Here is a 19,644-nt window from a genome sequence, read left to right on the forward strand (position 1 = left end):
CATGGCTCCACCTATGTCCGCGAGCAGCTTCCTCGCTGCGCTGGTCCGCGAGGGGCTGGAGGTCGTGCAGGTCGGTGACTGGCGCGACCACAACCGGGACCACAAGGGCCCTTGGGGCCCGGTGCACGGGGTGATGATCCACCACACGGTGACCAAGGGCATCGCCAGAACGGTGGAGATCTGCCGCAAGGGCTACAGCGGTCTGCCCGGCCCGCTCTGCCACGGTGTGATCACCAAGGACGGCCGTGTCCACCTCGTCGGCTACGGCCGCGCCAACCACGCGGGGCTCGGCGACGACGACGTCCTGCGCGCGGTGATCGCGGAGCGGAGCCTGCCGCCGGACAACGAGGCGACCACCGACGGCAACCGGCACTTCTACGGCTTCGAGTGCGAGAACCTGGGCGACGGCGAGGACCCGTGGCCGGACGTCCAGCTGGAGGCGATCGAGAAGGCCGCGGCCGCGGTCTGCCGCCACCACGGCTGGAACGAGCGCTCGGTCATCGGACACGCCGAGTGGCAGCCGGGGAAGGTCGACCCGCGAGGGTTTTCGATGACCGGCATGCGCGGCCGGATTGGCGACCGGCTCGGCGGCAAGACGCCGGCGGCCCCGCGGCCGGCTCCGAAGCGGCCGGTCGTCGATCTCTCCGAGCTGGTGAAGGCAGCCCGTACCAACCCTGGAATGAAGGGCACGCCGGTCACCTACAGCGGGACGCGGACGGTGGAGGCCGCGCTCGTCGACGAGGGCCTGCTCGCGAAGGCGCGCCTGGACGGGCACTTCGGCAGCGACACCGTCAGCGCCTACTCCCGCTGGCAGCTGCGGCTGTACCCCGGGGCCAGCACCGCTCCGGGCGGCGCCGCTGACGGCATCCCCGGCAAGGACAGCCTGCGGCGCCTCGGCAGCAAGCACGGCTTCGACGTGAAGGACTGACCCATGACCAACCTCTTCACCTCCCTGATGCGCACGGTCGTTCCGATCGTCGCCGGTCTCCTCCTCGGCCTGGCCGCGAAGGCGGGCCTGGACCTGGACGACGCCACCGTGACGGCCTACGTCACGGCGGGCCTGACGGCCGGGTACTACGCGCTGTGGCGGGCCCTCGAGGAGCTCGCCGGGCGGATCGGCTGGGAGCCGCTGCGCACGCTGGCCGGCCTGCTGCTGGGGTGGGCCAAGCCGCCGGAGTACCAGAAGGGCGGGCCGCTCACGGTGCCGCTGAAGGTGCGCCTGGAGTTCGACTCGGATACGTTCGCCGACCGGGTGTCCGACGCGGTGGAGCGTGGCGGCGGGAAGGTCCAGTGACGCCGCAGGACCCGGGCGTGTACATACCGCCCGCGCAGATGTACCAGGAACTGAGGTCACTGAGTGACGGCCTGACCCGGGTGGAGACCAAGCTCGACGGCATCGGGCAGGGCCTCACCGACCTCGGCAAGGACGTCGCCGACCACGAGACGCGGCTGCGCGCGCTCGAGCGTGCCCGGTGGCCGCTTCCGACGATCGCTGTCCTGGCTGGTGCGGCTGGTGCTGGCACGGGCCTCTTCTCGCTGCTGTCCCGCTGACTGATCGTGTGGCCCCCATCGCCTTCGGGCGGTGGGGGCCGCTTCGTCATGTCTGGGGGCGGTCGGTGGGCGGGTTGTCGGCGACGAACGTTCCGATGCCGGTCTCACCCCGCAACCAGCCCTCGCGCCGCAGGTAGGCGAGCGCTTTCTGGCTGGTGGACGACGCGATACCCAGCTCGGTCGCAAGCTCCAGCGTGGACGGGACACGAGTGCCAGGCGGGTAGGTGCCGTCCTTGATACGGCCGATGACGATCTGCGCCACCTGCCGCCACACGGCCCGCGTCCGGTCAAGATCCTCACCCATATCACCGAACGTAGGCAGCCGCGCCACACCGCGCGACCGCAGTAACCTGCGTGAACCCTCGGCATAGCGCGGTAAGGCGCGGTATGGTCCGAGTCACAGGAGACCCCCGCGCCGTGCTACCGGCCGGGGGCGTGGCCACCGCTACGAGGGAGCGACGACATGGCAGAGCCTATCCAGCCCACCGCCTTACGGACAGACAGCGTCCTTCAGCTGCCGCTGCCTTCGATCCTCGTCCTGTCCGACGCGCAGCGTCGTGGCTCCTGCTGCGCCTGGTGCCACACGCCGCTGACCGCCGAGGCCGCCGTCGATGCCGGGGAGCGGGCCGCCGAGGACGGCGGACAGCTCTTCCCCCGCGGCTGCGCCCCCTGCGCCGCGCGCGCCGCGTACCGCCTGCTCTTCGACCACACCCGCGCGTGCGAGCGGTGCCGGACGGACGCGTCCTGCCCGGTGGCCGTGGCCGCGCAGCGGCTGATGCGGGAGGGCGGCCTGTGACCAGGCGGGCGAAGACGATGGAAGACGCGCCGCTCCTGGGGGAGCCTCTCCCCACACCGGAGCCCGCGCCCGACTGCGGCCGCTGCGAGCAGCTGGCTGCCCGGCGCACCGCCGCCCGGGAGGCCGGTGACTGGACCTCGGTGTCCGACTGCAACATCGAGATTCGCCGCTGTACCCACTGACCCCGCTCCCGGCCCGCAGTCCGCCGACCGGGCCGGTAGCGGGACCGCGGCCCGCCCCCGGCCCCCGACGGGGACGGGCCGCCCTCGTTCCCCTCGGGGCGTGACTGTGAGCGCGCCCCCAGGGAAGGGCGGCTGCCCGTGCTGACCGCCCATAAGGGGCAGCCGCCCTGTCACCCGACCAGATCCCGCAACGGCACACCCAGCACCCGCGCGATCCGCAGCAGCGTGAACAGGGTCGGGTTGTGCTGGCCGGCCTCGATCCGCTGGAGGACGTCACGGCTGATCCCGGCGGCCAGATAGAGGCGCTCCTGGGTGATGCGCTGCTGGTGGCGTGCGGTGCGGATCCGGTCTCCGAGGACGCGGCTGTGCTCGTAGAGCCAGGCGTCGTCGTCGGGTGGGTGCACTCGACAAACGCTCTGACGAAGATCATCCTAAGTCAGCACGATAAATCAGGCATCCTGAACCTGGGAGCGCAACCCCCTCACTCCGGAAACGCACGTTCGAGTGACACGGGGCATGAGCCACCCCGATTCAGGCAACGCGTCCGACAACCCCCCGAGACCGGCCGGCCGCCGCTTTGCCCCCCAGGCGAGCGGCGGCCCGGCCACCGGCGGCCCCGGCACGGACCCACCGGCCGGGGGTGTCGCCCTACTTCCAGTCGATCACGACCGACGACCGGTCAAAGTATCCGCCATCCGCCTGACGCCCAGGCCTCGCCTTCCCTACGCGCACCCGCATCACGTAGTCGATCGCCGCCCGCCGCCGCGACAGGTCGAACGCGTCGTTCCACACCGCCTCCGGATCGTCCGCCGCCAGCAGCTCAGCCACCGGATTCGCGGCCACAGCCGTCTTCAACGCATCCTCCGCATCCTGCAGACGCTTCCTCGCCGCCCCCGACGCGACCCGCCACTCCTGCATGTCCATCTCATCCCGGCCCAACGCGGCGGCCAGCTCATCCAGCCGCTGCCGCGCTTTGCGCATGTCCCGCCGCACCTGCGCCACATCCACCTGCGGCTCGCTACGCCGCGCGAACACCACCGCCGCGTCGTCCTCCTGCAACCGCCGCAGCAGGTGCAGCTGCACGTAGTCGTCCAGACTCTCCCCATCGCGGACCACGCACCCGTTCTCACACCGGTACGCCAGTCTCTTCACAGGCTCCGCCCGCACCCCCATGCGCTTCTGCCGCTCACGCACCGCCTTGCTGCGGACCACCGCCCGAGGGAAACCGGTCAACTTCCCCGTTCCGCACTCGCCGCACTCATAAATGTTCGACCCCAGGTACTTCCTCACGTTCGTCCCCGACGTATACCGACTCGGATCCTCGAGGATCGCCAGCACACTGCGCCACGTCGCCTCATCCACAAGCGGCATCCAATCGGCCCGCCCGGCGACCTGCCCGCGGTGCTGGAGGAGTCCGGCGTTGCGGGGCCGCTGAAGGATCGTCCGCAGCTGGTTGTTGTCCGGCTTCTTCCCGCGGGCCGAGACGACACCCCGCTCGGCGAGGCCCTGGGCAACAGCACGGAGGGATGCGCCGGCGAGGACGGCTTCCATGGCGTGGCCGACGAGCGCCGCCTCGGACCCTTCGGCGAAGGTCGCTGGAGTGCGGCACTCGTCGCACGCGAAGCCGACGCATAGAGCGTCCTTGGCGTCGCAGGCCCGGCAGGTGAGGTCGCGGGAGAACTGGTCGACCGCCTGGCACGCCTCGCAGGTGCGGCGGATGGTGAATCCGTCCGGTCCCTCATGGCCGCAGCGGCGGCACTCAAGGGTGCGGGGCGTGACACCGTCCGGCTCGTACCCGAAAGGGCGGGGGCCTCCGGCGTACTCGCCGTGGCTGGCCTTCTGGTCACGGGCCCGCCTTGACCGCTCGATCATCCGCTCTACCTCGTAGCGGGCCTGGACGCCGAGCTGCCGGGCGATCATCCGGCCGGTCGCTGTGGACAGGTCGAGGTCGCCGGCCTTGACGGTGCGGGTGGGGATCTCGCGGGGGCCGCAGACGTCGATGTACTCCTCGAGTTCGACTGGGGAGCGGTGGAGGCGGTCGGTGTGCCACGCCAGGACGCAGTCAGCTTCGCCGTTGCGGAGCCGGGCCAGCATGTCCTTGTAGTCGGGCCGCGGCTTGCCGGAGTAGGCGGAGAGGTCGTTGTCTTCGAAGACGCGGATGATGCGGTACTCGACGGTGGGGGTGGACAGCCGCTCGGCAAGTTCCCGGCCGTCCTGGATCTGCCGCTCGGTGGCGAGGTGAGCACCCTCGCGGTCCTCGCTGATGCGGGCGTAGAAGAAGCAGCGGATGACACGGCGCGCGGCGGTGTCGATGGCAGTGTGGAGGCTCCTGGGCACGGGGCCACCCTGCCAGAACATCAGCCACTTTCGCAGGTGTTCGGCTTCTCCAACATGCGCCCAGGTAACCATTAAAGCCGCAGGCTGCGGGCCTGCGGCTTCGACGGATCGTTCATGCTGGACGGGTCACCCGACACCGGGCCAGTTCTGCACCCACCACCCCTCACCCACGATGCGCCGCAGCTGGTCCTCGAGCTCGGCGGCCGCCTTGGGGTGCACGTACTTCCGGGACGCCAGCCACATGAATGTGCCTTCCTGCTCGACCCCGATCACTGCACGGTCCCCCGGCAGGCTGTCCCGGAGCTCCATGTGGATCTCGGCGGCGTGCGGAGTTTCGATCTGCTCCTCGCCGTCTCGGCCCTCCTCGCGCGATCCCCCGTGCTCCCCATCCGCCATCGCACTACCTCCCCAGGTACAGCCGCACACTCGCTCTAACGTTCGGGCGTGCGTGCGGAGTTGTCCGTTTGCGCCCCCCAGGCGGTGAGCCGACGATGCCATACGGTTCAGGATGTGACCAGGGTGAATCACTGAGTAACGGAAAGTCGTACTAATCGCCTGAATTGCCCTGGCCAGAGCCTCTACGCTTAGCGCGCCTCCGGGCCATGATCTCAGCAATCTCCGCCAGCTCCTGGCGGTCCTCCTCCGTCATCGCCCCCGCGTGGGCCACGATGATCCGGGTCGTGTGGTCATCGCTCCACACGACGGAAGAGTCGCCGGCCAGCTCGAGCCCGAGGAACTGCCTGGCGGCGGCGGCCTTGAGGGTCTTCTCCGGAATGCCGTAGCCGATGGAGAGCGCCACGAGGAGCTCTTCCTTCGGGGTGTCGACGGGCTTTCCGTTCTCGACCTTGGACAGCCAGCCGAACTTCGCCTGTGTCCCGCTTGCCGGGTCAACGCACCGGGCCTCCATCTCGCGCAGGCTCAGGCCGAGCTCTGCCCGGCGGTCCTTCAGGAGATAGGTGAAGTCGGTCCGCTCAGTCATGGCGTGCATTCTGCCCTCTCACCCCCGCGTGTGACACCTGATGTCTACGGTACGTCGCCTGACCTCTAAGCAAGTCCCAGGTCAGAGGGCACAACCATCCTCACCCCGACACAAAGTGTCTACGCAAACGCACCCTCGCGCCATCCCCTCAGGGGGCGATGACTGATTTTGACGGCTGTGCGCCTGCGTAGACAGAGCGTCTACGGACGTGTACTGTCGTGCTCGTTCACACAAACGCACACCCCGTCTACGGAGGTGAACACGTGCGTACCCCCGAGACCTACATGGTCCTCGTCAGCGCTGACCTCCTGGTCCAGCTCATGAAGCGCACCGGCGACGGCCGAGAGGTCACCGTCCGCGACCTCGCCGAGGCCGCCGGATGCCACCCCAGCAAGATCGACGCCCTGCGCAACGGGCGCCGCAAGAAGTCGACACTCGACGAGGCACTGGCAATTGCCAAGCGGCTTGGAGTAGACCTCCTCGTCCTGTGGGAGCACACCGGCCGCACCGTCACCGCCCCCACCGAGCCCCTCCACATGGCCGCGGTGCCGGCATGACCGGCCGCCGCTTCTCCATCGCGGAAGCCGAGGAGCGTCTCGGCCCGGCTGCCGCCGCAGAGGCGGCGAGGAGCGCGGCCGAGGCACCGCGGTGGAGCCCCGAGCAGATCGAGTTCCTTCGGGCTCTGTTCGCGTCGGCCCGGGCGCTGAGTGCGCCCTCGGCGGCCGAGGCTGCCTGACCCCGTACACGCCGAAGGGCCGGCGGAGAGCGCCCACCAGCCCAACGACTCGGCGAACCACTCCAACCATCAAGAGAGGTCACCTTGAAGACCCAGCCTATCTCTCAGCTCAGCGCGGCGACCGCGCTGGTGCAGCTCCTCCAGGAGCACCCGCACCTGACCGCCGCCGAGTGGTCGATCAACTCCGTGACCGCGGAACTGCGCGGCTTCGTCTACGGCGCCGGCATGAAGGCGCTGGCCCAGTACGCCGACGTCCTCGGCGGCAGCATCCAGGCCGACAAGCACACCTATGAGGACCAAGGCCGTCAGGTGCGGGCGCACCGGTTGTCGTCGGTGTGGCGGGACGTGCGGGTCGTGGTCACGGTGGCGCTGCCGGTGGCGGAGAACGCGCAGGTGGCGGCATGAGCGAGCAGACCACCACCGTACGCACGGACGAGCTCCGTCCCGGGGACCGTGTCTGGCACCCCTTCGACATTGCGTGCTTCACGGTCGCCCACAAGCCGGAGCCGGTTGCGCTGGACTTCGAGGGCGAGCGCGGCTTGCGCGTCACGGGCACCGACGACCGTGGTGAGACCGTGCACGTGGACGTCTCCCCGGCCTACAAGTGGCACCGCGGGCCGAAGGTCACCGCCCCGACGACGCACGACCCGCTGGTGGTGAACACGAAGGACGGCGTCTGTTGGACGCGCCGCACGGTGACGTCGGGCGGGATCGCCCTGTACGCGCCGGAGTCGGTGAAGACGTACCCCGAGTTCGTGATGGCGACCGAGGCCGAGCTGGCGGAGCACGGGATCGTCGGGTCGGCGTTCGCGCTGCCGATGCCGGTCGCCCCGGAGCCGCAGGAGGACCCGGTCGCTGCGGGCCGTCGGCTGGACCTGCTGGCGCTGATGGACGAGCGGGCGGCGTCGGCCGTGAGCCCGGTGCTGGCTGGGGTGTTGGACGAGGCGGAGCGCCTGCGGGCCTCGCGGTGGGACGCCACAAAGGTAGTGGCGCAGATGGAGTCCAAGCTGCTCGCGATGCACGGGGAGTTGACCCGGGCCACGGAGCGAGTCGCGGAGCTGGAGGCGGAGCGGCACTCGACGAACGAGTCTCCGTCCGAGGCGGCCGAGACGCTGCGAGCGAACCGCGACCGCATCACCGAGCTGGAGACCGAGCTGGAGACCGAGCGGGAGAAGCTGGTCCGCTGGCACGGCGAGGACAGTGAGGCCATCACCAAGTTGGTGGCTCGCGTCGAGCGGCGCCGGGCCGAGCTGGTGGCGTTCCGCAACGACGCGCTGAGTATGCGGGGGTCGTTGTCCCCGGCCGACGGCGACCGCAAGGTGCCGTTCGAGCTCGGCGAGACGCTGGCCCCGGCTGTGGACTGGCTGATCGCTCGCGTCGCCGAGCTGGAGGCCGCGCAGGGCACGGTCTACCGGGCGTCGCACGACTCGATCGTGATGGGCCTGTACACCAGCCGCGAGGCTGCCCGCGCCCACTGCGAAACGGTGCTGCGCCACGAGATTGGCGACAAGGGCGTCCTTGGCTGGATCCCCGACGACGGGTCGGACCTCGCCCCCGAAGAGCTGTTCATCTTCGGGCCCAGCGTCGACGAGGACGGCTTCCCCCGCGAGACGGACACCGGGTACGTGGTCACGCCGCTGGAGGTCGCCGCCGCCTACGACCCGGACGGTGACGAGTGATGCCCGCCGCCACCCCCGCCGAGTGGGGCGAGGCCCTCTCCATCGCCCTCATCCTCACCGGCGCCACCGGAGGCCTGTTCTACCTCACCGTCGACGCCGACCCGTCCGACTTCGACCCCCGGCCCGCCCTGCGCCGCACCACCGCCGCCGTCCACCAGGCCGCCGTGCACGCCGGCCACGACCTGAACCGGGCGTACGCCACCAGCGAGCGCCTGGCCAAGCAGACCGCCCGCGACACGGCGATCACCACGGCCGCGCTGCTGATGCTCCTCACCGCCTCGGAGGCCACCCGATGAACCGCATCCGCCTGTACCTCCACCGCCTCTTCCGGCGGCCCGTCATCACCGGCCCCTACCAGCTGTACGTCCGCCGCACACCGACCGGAGCGCTCCTCGACGTGGAGCACTACCTGATCGCCGTGATCGAGACGCTCGCCGACAACCCGGACCTGATGGATCTCCTGGCCGACATCGAGGAGGACCGCAGGAACGCTGCCGCTCACCGGCACGACGGGTGGGCGCCGGAGGAGCTGCTCGTCGAGAAGCTGTGCACTGCGCTGGGCTACGAGTTGCCGGTGTACGGGCCTGCGGTGGTGCGGCTGTCGGAGCGGCTGCGCGCGTGTGCTCCGGCGCCTGTGGTGTCGGTTCCGGCGCAGCGTGAGGCAGGTGCCGCATGAGCCTCGCCACCATCCCCGCCGACGCCCTGCCCCCGCAGGCCTACGCCCACACCGAAGACCACGACGTCAACCTCACCGCCGACCCCGCCCACTGGCGGCCCATCCGCGGCATCGTCACCGGCTGGGTCAAGCCCCACGCAGGCACCGGACTGTGGACCGCCCCGGTCACCGCACGCCGCGCCGACGGCACCCCGACCGACAGTGCCTGGCTGCAGTGGTCCCGGTCCGAGATGGACTCGGACACCAGCGGCCTGTGGCTCACGGAGATCTGGCCCACCGGCGACGCCCGCCTGCTGCTGATCGACGACCAGACCCAGTTGGCCGCCATCATCGACGCCTACCCGGCCGATCCGAACCCGTACGCTGCCCACCGCAACGGCGGCCGCTACCCGGACTGGGAGGCGCTGGCCGCCGATGGCTGGGACGGCGTCTACCTGACCGACCGGGGGCAGTGGGAGACCCGTCTGCCCCGGGGCGGCCCGGACTTGTACGGCTGGGATCTGGAGTCGTGTCTGTGGCTGCGGCCCTCGTATGTGGTGGGTCGCACGGTCCGCTCGTCGCCGTGTGGCCGCAGGACGGGTGCCGCATGAGCGCCCGCGACGAGCTCATCGGCTACTGCCTGGTCAACCTGCCCAACGAACCGGCCTTCGAGCACGCTGAGGTGCTGGCGGACCGCTACCGCGCCGAGATCCTCGCCGAGCACCCCACCGCACCCGCCGAGGCCTACCCCGGCGAACTCGCCGCACTCCGCGGCCTCGCCCGCACCCTCCGCACCACCATCCGACCCGACAACGCCGACATCGACGAAGTACGGGAACTGCTCCACCTCCACGCCACCGCCGACGCTGCGGCCCGCGCGCGGGTCGGCGCCGGCCACGAGCAGCGCGTCGCCCAGCTCCTGGAGGCGATCCGCGCCCACCGCGGCGCGTGGACGGTCAAGCGCGTGCAGGAGTGGCGCCGCTTCACCGGCGGCCCCACGCAGCGCGGCACCGCCCGCCGGGACCTCGACGAGCTATACCGCCGCGGCCACCTCCACCGCCGCGGCCCGGACGACGGCCGCTTCTACACGCTCAACCCCAGGAAGGACCACACGCCGTGAGCTTCCCCACCCGCACCCCCATGTCCGACGCGCAGCGCGTCCTGGGCCAGATCGAACGCGGCGAAGTCCGCGCCGGCGCCGACGCCGCCCGGCAGATCGCCGCGAAGCATCAGGCCGCCTACGGCGACGCCGTCTGGGGCCGCCCCACCACCGCCAGCACCACGACCGACAGCATCTCGGGGGACCAGTGATCAGCATCAACGGGCTGCGCGAACACCTCGCCGCCGCAGCCGACGAACTCCACCTCCCACTCACCCACCAGCACATCGCCCTGCTCACCGACCGGCTCGCCGTCCTCGCCGCACAGGGCACCCGCCCGCAGCGCACCCTGCACCACCGCGAACACGTGGCGCTGGTCGCGCTCGCCTCCGGCGAATCCGCACACGAGACGAGCCGCCGCCTCGGCATCCCCGTCGACACCGTCAAGGGCCACCGCCGCACCCTCTACCGGGCGCTCGGCGTGGACGGCGCACCGCAGGCCGTCGCGGTCGCGATCGACCTGGGCCTGCTCCGCACCGACAACCTGCCGGGCGGTGGCGCCTGATGACGACCACCGCGCGCGCCGGTGCTTCAGCCCAGGTCGGCCGAACCCCTACGACCCACACCACCACCAGGAAGGACGTGCGCCCGTGAGCGCCGAACTTGCACAGCCGGGTGGCGCCCTCGCCATCCGCGCCGACCAGACCACGTGGACGCCCGACCAGGCCGCCGTCCTCCAGCAGTCCGGCATCGACAACCAGGTCGCCCCCGCCGAGCTGTCCGCGTTCCTGCACCTGTGCCAGCGGACCCGGTTGGACCCGTTCTCCCGGCAGATCTACCTCATCGGCCGGTGGGACAACCGGCAGCAGCGGAAGGTGTACACGCCGCAGACCAGCATTGACGGGTACCGCGTCATCGCTCACAGGGCGGCGGCCGAGGCCGGTCACGCGCTGGGCTACGAGGACACCCTGTGGTGCGCGAAGGACGGCCGCTGGCAGGACGTGTGGCTGTCGGAGGAGCCACCGGCCGCCGCGAAGGTCGTCGTGATCCGTAACGGAATGCGGTTCTCGGCGGTCGCCCGGTACTCGGAGTACGTCCAGACGAAGAAGGGCGGGGAGCCGTCGGGGCTGTGGGTGAAGATGCCCGCGACCATGACTGCGAAGTGCGCCGAGGCGCTCGCGCTCCGCATGGCGTTCCCGCACGATCTGGCCGGGGTGTACACGGCTGAGGAGATGGCGCAGGCGGACAACCCGGCGGCCGGTGAGCGGCATCTGCGGAAGGTGCAGCCGGGCGAGGGCGACCCGTGGGCCACGCCGGGACCGGACGCCGAGCAGACCGGGACGACCGCCGTAAAGGGCCGGTCGCAGCCCGCGCAGGACATCGCCGACGTCGCCGGTACGACGACCGACCGGGACGCCGTGAAGGAGCTGTACCGGCAGGCGCACGCCGAGGGGCTGCTCGCCGAGACGGTGAAGACCGCCGACCGGGAGCTGCTGGAGCTGGGCAAGTTCCTGATCGCGCGGGGCAAGCAGCTCGCCGAGCCCTCCCCGGCGACGGACGACTGCAGCCGCCCGGAGGAAGAGACCCGCGCTGCTCCGCTGGACTTCCCGGCCGCGCAGGACGACGACGGGGTGGTGGAGGGCGAGGTCGTGGAGACCACCGCTCCCGCCGCCGACCCCGTCGCCGACGCACAGGCCGCCGAACGCGAGCTCCGCGCCGCCGCCGCCCGGGTCGGGCTCGACAACCTCGACGAGGAGTTCGAGCAGTCCTACGGCCTGCCCATCTCGGAGGCCGCCGCCCGGGACCTGCGCGGCATGACCGCGATCCTCACCGGCACCGCCGCCTGACCACCGCACGACTCGGGGCCGCCCACGGGCGAATCGCGGGCGGCCCCACCCCCAAGGAGTAGCACATGAGTCTGAAGGACACCGCTCGCACCGTCGCGGTCCTCTCCACCCTCCACGCCGCCATCGGCGACCAGCTGAAGACCGCCAAGCGCGAGCTGGAGACCGGCCTCAAGGACGCAAAGGCCGAGACCGGAACGCAGAAGATCGCCGTCAGCCTCGCAGAGGGCCAGGACATCGGCACCGTCAGCCTGGTACAGCCCAAGGCGGCCGCCGCCGTCACCGACCCCGACGCCTTCACCGCGTGGGTCCTCGAGCACTACGCGGGCGAGATCAAGCGCGAGTTCGTCACCTCCGTCCAGCCCGGCTTCCAGAAGAAGATCCTCGACGCGCTCACCGCCGCCGGCACGGCCGAGTGGGCGGACCCGGAGACCGGCGTCATCCACGAGGTGCCCGGCGTGACGATGCAGGGCCGGGCCGCGTACACGCGGCTGACCGTGCCGGAGGCCGGTAAGGCCGCCATCGCTGAAGCGTGGCGCGAGGGCCGCCTGGGCGCCGCGGTACCGCCAGCCATCACCACCGGGGCCGCCGAGGACGGCCAGGACACCGGGGAGCTGGAAAAGCTGCGGCGAGAGCTGGCCGAGCTGAAGGAGCGGGACGCGTGGCTGTCCGCTCTCGAAGCCGCCGGCGTCGACAACTGGGAAGGCTGGGACACCGCCCGCGAGGTCGCCGGGGGTGCCGAGTGAAGTACCTCAACTCCCGCCGGCTCGGCTGGGACACGGAGACCACCGGGCCGAACCCGCTCGAAGACCGCATCGTCACCGCGGCGATCGTCGTCCGCGGCGGTGACCGACCGGACCGTGTCTTCTCGTGGCTGATCGACCCGAAGATCCCGATCCCGGCGGAGGCCTCCGAAGTCCACGGCGTCACCGACGCCATGGTCCAGGCCGATGGGCAGGACCCGAAGACCGCCCTCGACGAGATCGCCACCCACCTGTTCCAGGCAGCCGCGTGGGGCATGCCGATCGTCGCGTTCAACCAGTCGTTCGACTGGACGATCCTGCACCACGACCTGCGCCGGCACGGACTGCCCACCGTGGAGGAGCGCCTCGCGGAGTACGCGCCTGTGCCGTTGCCGCTGATCGACCCGCACGTCATCGACAAGCAGTGCGATCGGTACGTGAAGGGCTCCGGGCAGCGGAAGCTGAAGCCCACCTGCGAGCGGTACGGCGTCCAGCTGGACGACTGGCACACCGCCGAGGCCGACGCGCTCGCCGCGCTCCTGCTCGCCGAGGCGCAGTTCAAACGGTACCCCCTCCTTGACGACTACCGCCCGGCTCAGCTGTTCGCGGCGCAGAAGGCATGGCGGGCGGAACAGCAAGCCGGTCTGCAGGAGTGGTTCCGGACGAAGGCCACGCCGGAGCAAGGCGGGGATCCGAACAAGGTGATCGACGGCTCCTGGCCGCTGATCCCTGCCCAGCGGGGCGGGGGTGAGGCGTGATGTTCGGACTGACCACCACCCGGCGGCTGCGCGAGGAACAGGCAGCCCGGCGCGAGGCAACCGACCGGCTCCGCCGCCGCGCCGAGGCCGCGGAACAGCGGGCCGGCATCGCCGAGAACAACCGCTCCCAGATCCTCCGCCAGAACCGGGAACTCGACACCGCCAACCGCCGCCTGACCGGCCGTATCGAGGAACTCGGCCGCCGCAACTCGACGCTGGCCGAGTCCGACCCGGAGTATCTGGCCGACCTCGAGGAGCAGCTCGCCGCCGTGCGCGAGCAACTGGCCGCCGAGACACGCCGCGCCGACCGCCTCCAGCGGCGCCTCGACGACGCCGTCGGCCTCCCGGCCCGCGGCCCCATCAAGGACAGCAGCATCTGGCAGCCCGGCTACCAGCCGCCCAAGCCGAAGGAGAGCACCACGTGAGCGGCTACGAAACCGCCCTCGCCGGCGCCCTCACCACCCTCGGCATCGGCGCCACCCTCCTCGGCCGGTACTGGCCCGCACCGACCGGCCGGCACCGCCGCCCGACGCGGCCGCCGTTCGCGCTGGCCGTGCAGGAGTTCCGCATGTGCGCGGCGTGCGGCGTCGAGACCGCCGCGGTCGTGCACCCGGGCGGCGCGTTCCACTGCGCCGAGGGCCACCTGACCGTCCCCGGGGGCGGGGATGGCTGACGCGCCGCTGCTGGCCGCGTACACGCAGCTCGGGCAGAACAGCCGGGCTGAGCGGGTCGCGGCGTCGCGGGTGGTCCTCGCACACGCCCGCTCTCGGAAGGACCTGCACGAACTGCTGGACGCGCTCGGCCTCAACCAGACCGCCACCACCGCACCGATCCTCGAGGAGGAGCAGTGAGCACGCTGTTCGACCTCACCGGAGCCCCGGCCGCCACCCAGGCGGCCGGGCCCCCGGCCCGCTACCGAGTCGCCGGCCTCGACATCTCCCTCACCGGCACAGGGGTTGCCACCCTCGGCGGCACCACCTGCATCCGCACCAAAGGCCGCCGCGCCGACAGCATCCCCGACCGCCGCGCCCGCCAAAAGCACATCGTCGACACCGCCCTCACCGAGATCGGCACCGTCGACCTCGCCTGCGTCGAAGGCCCCTCCCACGCCTCCATGGGCCAGGCAGGACACCACGACCTGTCCGGCCTGTGGTGGTGCATCGTCGGCGCCCTCGTCGACCGGGACATCCCCGTCGCCGTCGTCCCGCCGATGTCCCGCGCCAAGTACGCCACCGGCAAGGGCAACTCCCGTAAGGCGGCCGTCCTCGAAGCCGCCCGGAAACGGTACGGGGCGATCCTCCCGAACGACAACGAGGCGGACGCGCTGATCCTCCGCGCGATGGGCATGGAGTGGCTCGGTACGCCGCTCGCGGAGGTCCCGGACGGGCATCGTGCGGCGCTGGCCGGCGTGCAGTGGCCGGACCGCGAGGCGGTGACCCGCCGATGACCGCACGAACCGCCAGCAGGTCCGCCGACCACGGCACCTACAGCCGCTACATCAACGGCTGCCGCTGCGAACCCTGCCGCCACGCCGGACGCTCCTACAAGCTCCGCCTCGGCTACGACCACAGCAACGGCATCCGCCGCCTCATCGACAGCACCCAAGTCCGCATCCACATCGAACAGCTCACCGCCAAGGGCTGGACACAGGAGCAGATCGCCGCCGCAGCCGGCGTCAACCAGACCACCGTGTCCCTGATCATGTCTCGCCCTGAGCAACGGGTCCGGCGCAGCACCGCAGCCGCGATCCTCGACGTCCGGCTCGACCAGATGGCGCCCGTACCGCGCGGCTTGGTCGACGCCACCGGCACCCGCCGCAGGCTCCAGGCCCTCATGGTCCTTGGCCACACCATCCCCGAGGTCGCCCGCCTCACGGGCATCGGAGTCAGCAGCCTCCAGCAGACCGCTGAAGGCCGGTGGGAGCGCGTCAAGTCGGTGTCGGCCACCAAGGTGGCGCGCGTCTACCGGCAGCTGTCCACCGCCCCGGCACCCGAGTCCCGGCAGGCGGAACAGGCCCGCAACAACGCCCACGCCCGTGGCTGGCACGGCCCGATGGCGTGGGAAGACATCGACGACCCGACGTGCGTGCCGGACCCCGGGGAGCCCCTGGCGCCCCGGAGTGTCCACCCGGACGACGTCGCCGAGCTGGCGGCGCTCGGCCTGGACGACCACGAGATCGGCCGCCGGCTGCGGGTGTCCCCGCGGACGGTGCTTCGGGCCCGTACCGCGCACGGCATCCCGGCGGGGGCCGCGGCGTGAGCAGCCGGGTCCCGGAGCCGTGCGACACCCCGCGCGACGACCACGACGGCCAGGTGCGGTTCTACACCACCGGCTGGAAGTGCGACGCGCACTCGCCCTGGGCCGCCAAGAAGCTGCCCGCGCCGGCGCCGGGACCCGGCCCGATCTACACCTACCGCGCCCCCAAGGACGCGGACAACCACGAGAACGGACCCACCCCATGACCATCCCCAAGGGCAAGCAGCTCCGCGGCACCACCCGCGCCGAGACCGCCCGCCGTGCCGCCGACCTGTACGGGCAGGGCTGCACCATCCGCACCGTCGCCGCGCAGATCGGCCGCTCCTACGGCTGCACCCGGGCGCTGCTGCTGGAGGCCGGCGTACGGCTCCGGGAGCGCGGTGGACGCCTCTGGAAGGCGGCCGTCTGATGCCGACCGACCAGCAGCGCGCCTGGGCCTACCGGTCACCGGAACAGCCCCGTCGTTGGCAGCAGCCCAAGTTGACGAACGAGCAGCGGCAGGAGATCCGCCGCCGCTACGAGGCCGGCGAGAGCATCCAGGACCTCGCGGCGGCCTACGGGGTCAGCAGATCGACGATCAACCGCTACCGCTGACCCACCGCCCACACGACAGCGCCCCGCCGGGCGGACACCGGCGGGGCACCAACCCCAAGGAGAACACACCCCATGACCGACAACGTCACGATGACCGCCATCGACGGCACCGACGCCCTCGCCTTCGTCATCATCCGCCCCGGCAGCACCGGAGGCGGCGTCAGCATCGAGGCCGCCGCGAAGGGCCTCGACAAGGCCAGCGCCGCCTTCGTCCTGCGCCACGTCGCGAACCAGTGGGACGGCGGGCAGGCCGACCAGAGCGCCATCCTGACCGCCCTCAACACCCTCGCCGAGCGCTGGGAGCGCATGGGCAAGGCCGCCCCCGAGCTGGGCAACGGGCTGTTCGTCGACGAGCCGACGCCCACCCAGCTCGCGCAGCACGAGCGCGCCGCGACCTACCGCAGGGCCGCCGCAGACCTCCGCGAGGTGCTCGTGACCGGCCGCATCCCGCATGGCCTGATGACGGACGCCGAACTCGGCGACTGACCACCTGAAGCGGCGGCCGGCCCCCACGGCCGCCACCCGGGGCCCGCGCAACTTCCCCCCAAGCGCGGGCCCCGGGACCCCCGGACAGCACGAAGGCCCCGCCGAAACGGGGCCAGAACGAGAGAGGAGGAAACGGTGTCAGGACTTCTTCGGAGCAGGGGCGATCTTCGCCACCCACTCGCGGGTGAACCCGGTCAGCTTCGCCATGTGCGACGGCCCCTTGCCGGCCGCCCGTCCCTCTCTCAGCAGCTCGCGCAGCTCAGCGTCGGCGCTCAGGAACGCGGTCTCGGCACGGGTGCGCCGCTTCGTGGCCGCCACGATCCGCTCGTCCAGCTCGTCCAGCTCCTTCATGGCGCCCATCGTGGCACGGATTGTCACGGTCGCGCTACGCGAACGCGCACAGCAGTCGCGAACGGACTATGCGAACGGTATTCTCATCTCAGGGCTAGCGGAAGGCCGCCCTGAACAGGGGCTCCCTTCGCCATGCCCTAACCAGCACGACACCTAAGGAACCTGAATGCCCCGCATCCGCACGGTCAAGCCGGAGTTCTGGGAGGACGAGGTCGTCGGGCTCCTGCCCCGCGATGCGCGCCTCCTCTTCATCTCGACCTTCAACATGGCCGACGACGAAGGACTGCTCCGCTGGACGCCCGCGTACATCAAGGCCAGCGCCTTCATGTACGACGACGACCTCACCCTCAAGCACGTCGAAGAACTCATGGGGATGGTGACCGACGCCGGCCTGCTCTTCCCCTACATCGGCGGCCTAGCCCGGCAACAGATGGCCGTCGTCGTCAACTTCCGCAAGCACCAGCGGATCAACCGCCCGCAGAAGAGCAAGCTGCCGCCTCCCTCGCTGGGCAACTACAAGGTGCGCGAGATGTACGCCCGGCGCGACGGCTGGACGTGCCAGCTGTGCGGCCTCGCCATCCCCCGCCTACCGGTGGTGAACGACTCCCACAACCTCTCGATCGACCACATCCGCCCCCAGTCGGCAGGCGGCACCGACCACCCTTCCAACCTCCGGGCCGCACACCAGGCGTGCAACAAGAGCCGCCGCGACACCCCGGACGGGGCCGACTTCATCCCTCCGCGCAGCCTGGCCGGGCTCGACCATTCCGTGAGCGACGCACTGAGCCGTTCCGTGAACGGTCACCACGACGCGATGAACGACTCACTGAACGATTCAGTGAACGAAGCCCACGCTCCGCAGTATTCGGAGCCGCCTGCATCCACGCAGGGTGACTTTCCTTCACTGAACCATTCACTGCCGGAAGGGAAAGGAAGGGAAGGGAACAGGGAAGGGAAGGGAACCCCCCTACCCCCCGCTGACCAGTCCGGCTTTCCCGCCGCCTCGCAGACGGGCGAACGGCACATCGCCGACCGCATGACGGACGCCTTCCTCGACCGCTTCCGCACCGGCAACGCCTACAGCCGCAGGCAGGTCCGCACCGTCATCGCCGACACCCTCACCAACGGCACCAACCCCGACGAACTGTGGTCCGCCCTCGAACGACTCGGCGACACCAGCAAGCCGGTCACCGCCGGAACCCTCCAGTTCGTCTTCTCCGAACTGCGCAAGGCCCCCAGCGCCGACGTCATCCCCTTCGCCGCCCGCCAGCAGCAGGCCACCGACGACCTCTTCGACCGCGCCATGGCCCGCGCCAAAGCCCGCATGCAGGAGACCTCATGACCCCCGACGAGACCGTGATCCTCGCCCGCTACGTCCGAGCCCTCTGCCCCCAGCAGAAGTTCGACGAGTACACCCCCGACGCCTGGCACGACATCCTCGGCGACTACCAACTCGCCGACGCCCGCCAGGCCGCCGCCTCCGTGGCCCGCCGACAGCCCTTCGTCGCCCCCGCCGAGATCGCCCACGAGATCGCCAAGATCCGCAGCACCCGCACCCACGACTTCGTTTACGAACCGCCCGCCGGCGGCACCGACCCCGACTACCTCACCCGGTACCGCCAGCAGCTCGCCGCAACCGGCAACGGCCAGCGCCCCCCGGTCATCACCCACGAACTCCCACGCCGCCCCGTCGCCGCGCTCGTGGCCAGCCTCGCCGAAGCCATGCCCAAGCCCCCCGAGCACGACGAGGCCATCGCGAAAGTCCGCCGCCCCGGTCCCCTCGGCCGCGAATGCCCCGCGTGCGGTGCTGCGGTCGGGCGGCCCTGCCGGATTGGACAGACCGGCCGTGAACGCGCCCCCCACGAAGCGAGGGAGGCCGCCGCGCTCGGCCGCCGCTACGACCCGGACGCCGAAGAACAGCGCCGCCGCGCCGCCGCGGCCCAGTTCGCCGGCCGTCACGACGAGACGCGCACCGCGTGAACCGGGACCACCCGGAGTGGGCGATCCGCTGCCCCTGGTGCCACGCCCCACCCGGCACCCGCTGCACCACCCCCACCGGACGCCGCATCGCCATCCCCAGCCACGACGCCCGACGAGACGCCTGGACCACCCGGCCGAAGGAGACCACCCCATGACCACCATCCCCGACGCCGCCATCGCCCTCATCGCCGCCGCCCTCGACGACTACCGCCTCACCACACCCCCCACCCAACAAACCCCCCGAGGCGCCGCCGAACGCGCCGCCCAATACCTCACCAGCAGCGGATGGGGACTCCACATCCCCCGCACCCCACCCCGCCTCCGCACCCGCACGGCATGCCCCCACTGCACCGTCCAGCACCTCGTCACCGCCCAAGGCCTCATCCGACGACACGGCCCCCACGGCCACCCGTGCCCCGGCTCCGGCACCCCCGCCCGGATCGCCCAAGTCCCTGCCACCCCCGCGTGATCACTAACGCGCGTGACCTGACCCCCCAGTAACAACCAGCCGAAAGGCCCACCATGACCACCACACCCCGCCGCATCCAACGCCGCCGCACCAAAGGCTGGCGCGACACCAGCGAACACGCCGAAGCCAAACGCACGCCGACACCTCCA

Annotated in this window: 37 protein-coding genes; 31 read left to right on the forward strand and 6 right to left on the reverse strand. The window is 71.3% G+C overall.

The window, feature by feature from the left end; translation table 11 throughout:
• Position 1 precedes the first annotated feature (1 nt).
• The 3 genes from AC5L3C_RS04240 to AC5L3C_RS04250 are packed head-to-tail and all read left to right on the forward strand — an operon-like array spanning position 2 to position 1,551.
• Positions 2-928, forward strand: a complete 927-nt coding sequence (locus tag AC5L3C_RS04240) for an N-acetylmuramoyl-L-alanine amidase (protein WP_493647041.1) — start codon at positions 2-4, stop codon at positions 926-928.
• A 3-nt stretch (positions 929-931) separates the two neighbouring features.
• Positions 932-1,294, forward strand: coding sequence for a hypothetical protein (locus AC5L3C_RS04245; RefSeq protein WP_493647043.1), 363 nt, complete (start codon positions 932-934; stop codon positions 1,292-1,294).
• Between the two features lie 17 nt (positions 1,295-1,311).
• The gene (locus tag AC5L3C_RS04250) at positions 1,312-1,551 is read left to right on the forward strand and encodes a hypothetical protein (RefSeq protein WP_493647045.1); all 240 of its coding nucleotides are present in this window, start codon (positions 1,312-1,314) and stop codon (positions 1,549-1,551) included.
• A gap of 46 nt (positions 1,552-1,597) precedes the next feature.
• Here AC5L3C_RS04250 and AC5L3C_RS04255 read toward each other — a convergent pair whose 3' ends face one another.
• Entirely contained in the window at positions 1,598-1,855 is a 258-nt protein-coding gene (locus tag AC5L3C_RS04255) for a GntR family transcriptional regulator (RefSeq protein WP_493647047.1), read from the reverse strand.
• Positions 1,856-2,014: 159 nt separating this feature from the next.
• On the opposite strand from AC5L3C_RS04255, the gene AC5L3C_RS04260 reads away from it, so the two are divergent.
• The gene (locus AC5L3C_RS04260) at positions 2,015-2,347 is read left to right on the forward strand and encodes a hypothetical protein (RefSeq protein ID WP_493647049.1); all 333 of its coding nucleotides are present in this window, start codon (positions 2,015-2,017) and stop codon (positions 2,345-2,347) included.
• Entirely contained in the window at positions 2,344-2,529 is a 186-nt protein-coding gene (locus AC5L3C_RS04265; RefSeq protein WP_493647051.1) for a hypothetical protein, read from the forward strand. Before AC5L3C_RS04260 ends, AC5L3C_RS04265 begins: the two co-directional genes overlap by 4 nt.
• 170 nt (positions 2,530-2,699) lie before the next feature.
• Here AC5L3C_RS04265 and AC5L3C_RS04270 read toward each other — a convergent pair whose 3' ends face one another.
• The 4 genes from AC5L3C_RS04270 to AC5L3C_RS04285 all read right to left on the reverse strand — a co-directional run bounded on the left by AC5L3C_RS04270 (position 2,700) and on the right by AC5L3C_RS04285 (position 5,845).
• On the reverse strand, positions 2,700-2,933 hold the full coding sequence (locus tag AC5L3C_RS04270) for a helix-turn-helix domain-containing protein (protein WP_493647053.1): 234 nt from the start codon (positions 2,931-2,933) through the stop codon (positions 2,700-2,702).
• A 244-nt stretch (positions 2,934-3,177) separates the two neighbouring features.
• Positions 3,178-4,866 (reverse strand): recombinase family protein, encoded by a 1,689-nt coding sequence (locus AC5L3C_RS04275; RefSeq protein WP_493647056.1) that lies wholly within the window; start codon positions 4,864-4,866, stop codon positions 3,178-3,180.
• A 126-nt stretch (positions 4,867-4,992) separates the two neighbouring features.
• Positions 4,993-5,262 (reverse strand): hypothetical protein, encoded by a 270-nt coding sequence (locus AC5L3C_RS04280; protein ID WP_493646922.1) that lies wholly within the window; start codon positions 5,260-5,262, stop codon positions 4,993-4,995.
• A gap of 151 nt (positions 5,263-5,413) precedes the next feature.
• Positions 5,414-5,845: an XRE family transcriptional regulator gene (locus tag AC5L3C_RS04285; RefSeq protein WP_493646924.1), complete on the reverse strand. Its 432-nt coding sequence runs from the start codon at positions 5,843-5,845 to the stop codon at positions 5,414-5,416.
• A gap of 263 nt (positions 5,846-6,108) precedes the next feature.
• Between AC5L3C_RS04285 and AC5L3C_RS04290 the strand changes: the two genes are divergently transcribed.
• From AC5L3C_RS04290 to AC5L3C_RS04395, 22 genes are all read left to right on the forward strand, one after another.
• On the forward strand, positions 6,109-6,402 hold the full coding sequence (locus tag AC5L3C_RS04290) for a helix-turn-helix domain-containing protein (RefSeq protein WP_493646926.1): 294 nt from the start codon (positions 6,109-6,111) through the stop codon (positions 6,400-6,402).
• Complete coding sequence (locus AC5L3C_RS04295) at positions 6,399-6,581, forward strand: hypothetical protein (protein ID WP_493646928.1); 183 nt, start codon at positions 6,399-6,401, stop codon at positions 6,579-6,581. The genes AC5L3C_RS04290 and AC5L3C_RS04295 overlap by 4 nt, the downstream gene beginning before the upstream one ends.
• Positions 6,582-6,665: 84 nt before the next feature.
• Positions 6,666-6,986: a hypothetical protein gene (locus AC5L3C_RS04300; RefSeq protein WP_493646929.1), complete on the forward strand. Its 321-nt coding sequence runs from the start codon at positions 6,666-6,668 to the stop codon at positions 6,984-6,986.
• Positions 6,983-8,260: a hypothetical protein gene (locus AC5L3C_RS04305; RefSeq protein ID WP_493646931.1), complete on the forward strand. Its 1,278-nt coding sequence runs from the start codon at positions 6,983-6,985 to the stop codon at positions 8,258-8,260. Before AC5L3C_RS04300 ends, AC5L3C_RS04305 begins: the two co-directional genes overlap by 4 nt.
• A complete protein-coding gene (locus AC5L3C_RS04310; RefSeq protein WP_493646933.1) occupies positions 8,260-8,556 on the forward strand; it encodes a hypothetical protein in 297 nt (98 codons plus the stop codon). Before AC5L3C_RS04305 ends, AC5L3C_RS04310 begins: the two co-directional genes overlap by 1 nt.
• Positions 8,553-8,936 (forward strand): hypothetical protein, encoded by a 384-nt coding sequence (locus AC5L3C_RS04315; RefSeq protein WP_493646935.1) that lies wholly within the window; start codon positions 8,553-8,555, stop codon positions 8,934-8,936. Before AC5L3C_RS04310 ends, AC5L3C_RS04315 begins: the two co-directional genes overlap by 4 nt.
• Positions 8,933-9,526: a hypothetical protein gene (locus AC5L3C_RS04320; RefSeq protein ID WP_493646937.1), complete on the forward strand. Its 594-nt coding sequence runs from the start codon at positions 8,933-8,935 to the stop codon at positions 9,524-9,526. The genes AC5L3C_RS04315 and AC5L3C_RS04320 overlap by 4 nt, the downstream gene beginning before the upstream one ends.
• On the forward strand, positions 9,523-10,035 hold the full coding sequence (locus AC5L3C_RS04325) for a hypothetical protein (RefSeq protein ID WP_493646939.1): 513 nt from the start codon (positions 9,523-9,525) through the stop codon (positions 10,033-10,035). Before AC5L3C_RS04320 ends, AC5L3C_RS04325 begins: the two co-directional genes overlap by 4 nt.
• On the forward strand, positions 10,032-10,226 hold the full coding sequence (locus AC5L3C_RS04330) for a hypothetical protein (RefSeq protein ID WP_493646940.1): 195 nt from the start codon (positions 10,032-10,034) through the stop codon (positions 10,224-10,226). Before AC5L3C_RS04325 ends, AC5L3C_RS04330 begins: the two co-directional genes overlap by 4 nt.
• Positions 10,223-10,579, forward strand: a complete 357-nt coding sequence (locus AC5L3C_RS04335; RefSeq protein WP_493646942.1) for a LuxR C-terminal-related transcriptional regulator — start codon at positions 10,223-10,225, stop codon at positions 10,577-10,579. Before AC5L3C_RS04330 ends, AC5L3C_RS04335 begins: the two co-directional genes overlap by 4 nt.
• Positions 10,580-10,664: 85 nt before the next feature.
• Complete coding sequence (bet, locus tag AC5L3C_RS04340; RefSeq protein WP_493646944.1) at positions 10,665-11,861, forward strand: phage recombination protein Bet; 1,197 nt, start codon at positions 10,665-10,667, stop codon at positions 11,859-11,861.
• 65 nt (positions 11,862-11,926) lie between these two features.
• Entirely contained in the window at positions 11,927-12,604 is a 678-nt protein-coding gene (locus AC5L3C_RS04345; protein ID WP_493646945.1) for a hypothetical protein, read from the forward strand.
• Positions 12,601-13,359 carry an exonuclease domain-containing protein gene (locus AC5L3C_RS04350; RefSeq protein ID WP_493646947.1) on the forward strand — a complete coding sequence of 253 codons (759 nt, stop codon included), beginning with the start codon at positions 12,601-12,603 and terminating at the stop codon, positions 13,357-13,359. Before AC5L3C_RS04345 ends, AC5L3C_RS04350 begins: the two co-directional genes overlap by 4 nt.
• Positions 13,359-13,784 (forward strand): hypothetical protein, encoded by a 426-nt coding sequence (locus tag AC5L3C_RS04355; RefSeq protein WP_493646948.1) that lies wholly within the window; start codon positions 13,359-13,361, stop codon positions 13,782-13,784. Before AC5L3C_RS04350 ends, AC5L3C_RS04355 begins: the two co-directional genes overlap by 1 nt.
• Complete coding sequence (locus AC5L3C_RS04360) at positions 13,781-14,032, forward strand: hypothetical protein (RefSeq protein WP_493646950.1); 252 nt, start codon at positions 13,781-13,783, stop codon at positions 14,030-14,032. Before AC5L3C_RS04355 ends, AC5L3C_RS04360 begins: the two co-directional genes overlap by 4 nt.
• Positions 14,025-14,210 (forward strand): hypothetical protein, encoded by a 186-nt coding sequence (locus AC5L3C_RS04365; RefSeq protein ID WP_493646952.1) that lies wholly within the window; start codon positions 14,025-14,027, stop codon positions 14,208-14,210. Before AC5L3C_RS04360 ends, AC5L3C_RS04365 begins: the two co-directional genes overlap by 8 nt.
• Positions 14,207-14,806, forward strand: a complete 600-nt coding sequence (locus AC5L3C_RS04370; RefSeq protein WP_493646954.1) for a hypothetical protein — start codon at positions 14,207-14,209, stop codon at positions 14,804-14,806. Before AC5L3C_RS04365 ends, AC5L3C_RS04370 begins: the two co-directional genes overlap by 4 nt.
• Positions 14,803-15,618 (forward strand): hypothetical protein, encoded by an 816-nt coding sequence (locus tag AC5L3C_RS04375; protein ID WP_493646955.1) that lies wholly within the window; start codon positions 14,803-14,805, stop codon positions 15,616-15,618. Before AC5L3C_RS04370 ends, AC5L3C_RS04375 begins: the two co-directional genes overlap by 4 nt.
• The gene (locus AC5L3C_RS04380) at positions 15,615-15,821 is read left to right on the forward strand and encodes a hypothetical protein (RefSeq protein WP_493646957.1); all 207 of its coding nucleotides are present in this window, start codon (positions 15,615-15,617) and stop codon (positions 15,819-15,821) included. The genes AC5L3C_RS04375 and AC5L3C_RS04380 overlap by 4 nt, the downstream gene beginning before the upstream one ends.
• Entirely contained in the window at positions 15,818-16,024 is a 207-nt protein-coding gene (locus AC5L3C_RS04385) for a helix-turn-helix domain-containing protein (RefSeq protein WP_493646959.1), read from the forward strand. Before AC5L3C_RS04380 ends, AC5L3C_RS04385 begins: the two co-directional genes overlap by 4 nt.
• Complete coding sequence (locus AC5L3C_RS04390; protein WP_473898729.1) at positions 16,024-16,209, forward strand: helix-turn-helix domain-containing protein; 186 nt, start codon at positions 16,024-16,026, stop codon at positions 16,207-16,209. Before AC5L3C_RS04385 ends, AC5L3C_RS04390 begins: the two co-directional genes overlap by 1 nt.
• A gap of 72 nt (positions 16,210-16,281) precedes the next feature.
• Positions 16,282-16,695 (forward strand): hypothetical protein, encoded by a 414-nt coding sequence (locus AC5L3C_RS04395; protein WP_493646961.1) that lies wholly within the window; start codon positions 16,282-16,284, stop codon positions 16,693-16,695.
• A gap of 138 nt (positions 16,696-16,833) precedes the next feature.
• Here AC5L3C_RS04395 and AC5L3C_RS04400 read toward each other — a convergent pair whose 3' ends face one another.
• The gene (locus AC5L3C_RS04400; protein WP_493646963.1) at positions 16,834-17,046 is read right to left on the reverse strand and encodes a hypothetical protein; all 213 of its coding nucleotides are present in this window, start codon (positions 17,044-17,046) and stop codon (positions 16,834-16,836) included.
• 166 nt (positions 17,047-17,212) lie between these two features.
• Here AC5L3C_RS04400 and AC5L3C_RS04405 point away from each other — a divergent pair, with 166 nt between their 5' ends.
• From AC5L3C_RS04405 to AC5L3C_RS04420, 4 genes are read left to right on the forward strand one after another with little or no spacing between them, the layout of a single operon-like run.
• Positions 17,213-18,388, forward strand: coding sequence for an HNH endonuclease (locus tag AC5L3C_RS04405; RefSeq protein WP_493646964.1), 1,176 nt, complete (start codon positions 17,213-17,215; stop codon positions 18,386-18,388).
• Entirely contained in the window at positions 18,385-19,026 is a 642-nt protein-coding gene (locus tag AC5L3C_RS04410; protein ID WP_493646966.1) for a zinc finger domain-containing protein, read from the forward strand. Before AC5L3C_RS04405 ends, AC5L3C_RS04410 begins: the two co-directional genes overlap by 4 nt.
• Positions 19,023-19,181 carry a zinc finger domain-containing protein gene (locus AC5L3C_RS04415; RefSeq protein ID WP_493646968.1) on the forward strand — a complete coding sequence of 53 codons (159 nt, stop codon included), beginning with the start codon at positions 19,023-19,025 and terminating at the stop codon, positions 19,179-19,181. Before AC5L3C_RS04410 ends, AC5L3C_RS04415 begins: the two co-directional genes overlap by 4 nt.
• Positions 19,178-19,495, forward strand: a complete 318-nt coding sequence (locus AC5L3C_RS04420; protein WP_493646969.1) for a hypothetical protein — start codon at positions 19,178-19,180, stop codon at positions 19,493-19,495. The genes AC5L3C_RS04415 and AC5L3C_RS04420 overlap by 4 nt, the downstream gene beginning before the upstream one ends.
• Positions 19,496-19,644 lie beyond the last annotated feature (149 nt).

The organism is Streptomyces speibonae (assembly GCF_984686075.1).

Bases quoted from the DNA above. Each gene is read 5' to 3' on its own strand.
- AC5L3C_RS04240 (WP_493647041.1), top strand. From the start codon at position 2: ATGGCTCCACCTATGTCCGCGAGCAGCTTCCTCGCTGCGCTGGTCCGC.
- AC5L3C_RS04245 (WP_493647043.1), top strand. From the start codon at position 932: ATGACCAACCTCTTCACCTCCCTGATGCGCACGGTCGTTCCGATCGTC.
- AC5L3C_RS04255 (WP_493647047.1), bottom strand. From the start codon at position 1,855: ATGGGTGAGGATCTTGACCGGACGCGGGCCGTGTGGCGGCAGGTGGCG.
- AC5L3C_RS04260 (WP_493647049.1), top strand. From the start codon at position 2,015: ATGGCAGAGCCTATCCAGCCCACCGCCTTACGGACAGACAGCGTCCTT.
- AC5L3C_RS04280 (WP_493646922.1), bottom strand. From the start codon at position 5,262: ATGGCGGATGGGGAGCACGGGGGATCGCGCGAGGAGGGCCGAGACGGC.
- AC5L3C_RS04285 (WP_493646924.1), bottom strand. From the start codon at position 5,845: ATGACTGAGCGGACCGACTTCACCTATCTCCTGAAGGACCGCCGGGCA.
- AC5L3C_RS04295 (WP_493646928.1), top strand. From the start codon at position 6,399: ATGACCGGCCGCCGCTTCTCCATCGCGGAAGCCGAGGAGCGTCTCGGC.
- AC5L3C_RS04305 (WP_493646931.1), top strand. From the start codon at position 6,983: ATGAGCGAGCAGACCACCACCGTACGCACGGACGAGCTCCGTCCCGGG.
- AC5L3C_RS04310 (WP_493646933.1), top strand. From the start codon at position 8,260: ATGCCCGCCGCCACCCCCGCCGAGTGGGGCGAGGCCCTCTCCATCGCC.
- AC5L3C_RS04315 (WP_493646935.1), top strand. From the start codon at position 8,553: ATGAACCGCATCCGCCTGTACCTCCACCGCCTCTTCCGGCGGCCCGTC.
- AC5L3C_RS04320 (WP_493646937.1), top strand. From the start codon at position 8,933: ATGAGCCTCGCCACCATCCCCGCCGACGCCCTGCCCCCGCAGGCCTAC.
- AC5L3C_RS04325 (WP_493646939.1), top strand. From the start codon at position 9,523: ATGAGCGCCCGCGACGAGCTCATCGGCTACTGCCTGGTCAACCTGCCC.
- AC5L3C_RS04345 (WP_493646945.1), top strand. From the start codon at position 11,927: ATGAGTCTGAAGGACACCGCTCGCACCGTCGCGGTCCTCTCCACCCTC.
- AC5L3C_RS04355 (WP_493646948.1), top strand. From the start codon at position 13,359: ATGTTCGGACTGACCACCACCCGGCGGCTGCGCGAGGAACAGGCAGCC.
- AC5L3C_RS04365 (WP_493646952.1), top strand. From the start codon at position 14,025: ATGGCTGACGCGCCGCTGCTGGCCGCGTACACGCAGCTCGGGCAGAAC.
- AC5L3C_RS04375 (WP_493646955.1), top strand. From the start codon at position 14,803: ATGACCGCACGAACCGCCAGCAGGTCCGCCGACCACGGCACCTACAGC.
- AC5L3C_RS04385 (WP_493646959.1), top strand. From the start codon at position 15,818: ATGACCATCCCCAAGGGCAAGCAGCTCCGCGGCACCACCCGCGCCGAG.
- AC5L3C_RS04390 (WP_473898729.1), top strand. From the start codon at position 16,024: ATGCCGACCGACCAGCAGCGCGCCTGGGCCTACCGGTCACCGGAACAG.
- AC5L3C_RS04395 (WP_493646961.1), top strand. From the start codon at position 16,282: ATGACCGACAACGTCACGATGACCGCCATCGACGGCACCGACGCCCTC.
- AC5L3C_RS04400 (WP_493646963.1), bottom strand. From the start codon at position 17,046: ATGAAGGAGCTGGACGAGCTGGACGAGCGGATCGTGGCGGCCACGAAG.
- AC5L3C_RS04405 (WP_493646964.1), top strand. From the start codon at position 17,213: ATGCCCCGCATCCGCACGGTCAAGCCGGAGTTCTGGGAGGACGAGGTC.
- AC5L3C_RS04410 (WP_493646966.1), top strand. From the start codon at position 18,385: ATGACCCCCGACGAGACCGTGATCCTCGCCCGCTACGTCCGAGCCCTC.
- AC5L3C_RS04420 (WP_493646969.1), top strand. From the start codon at position 19,178: ATGACCACCATCCCCGACGCCGCCATCGCCCTCATCGCCGCCGCCCTC.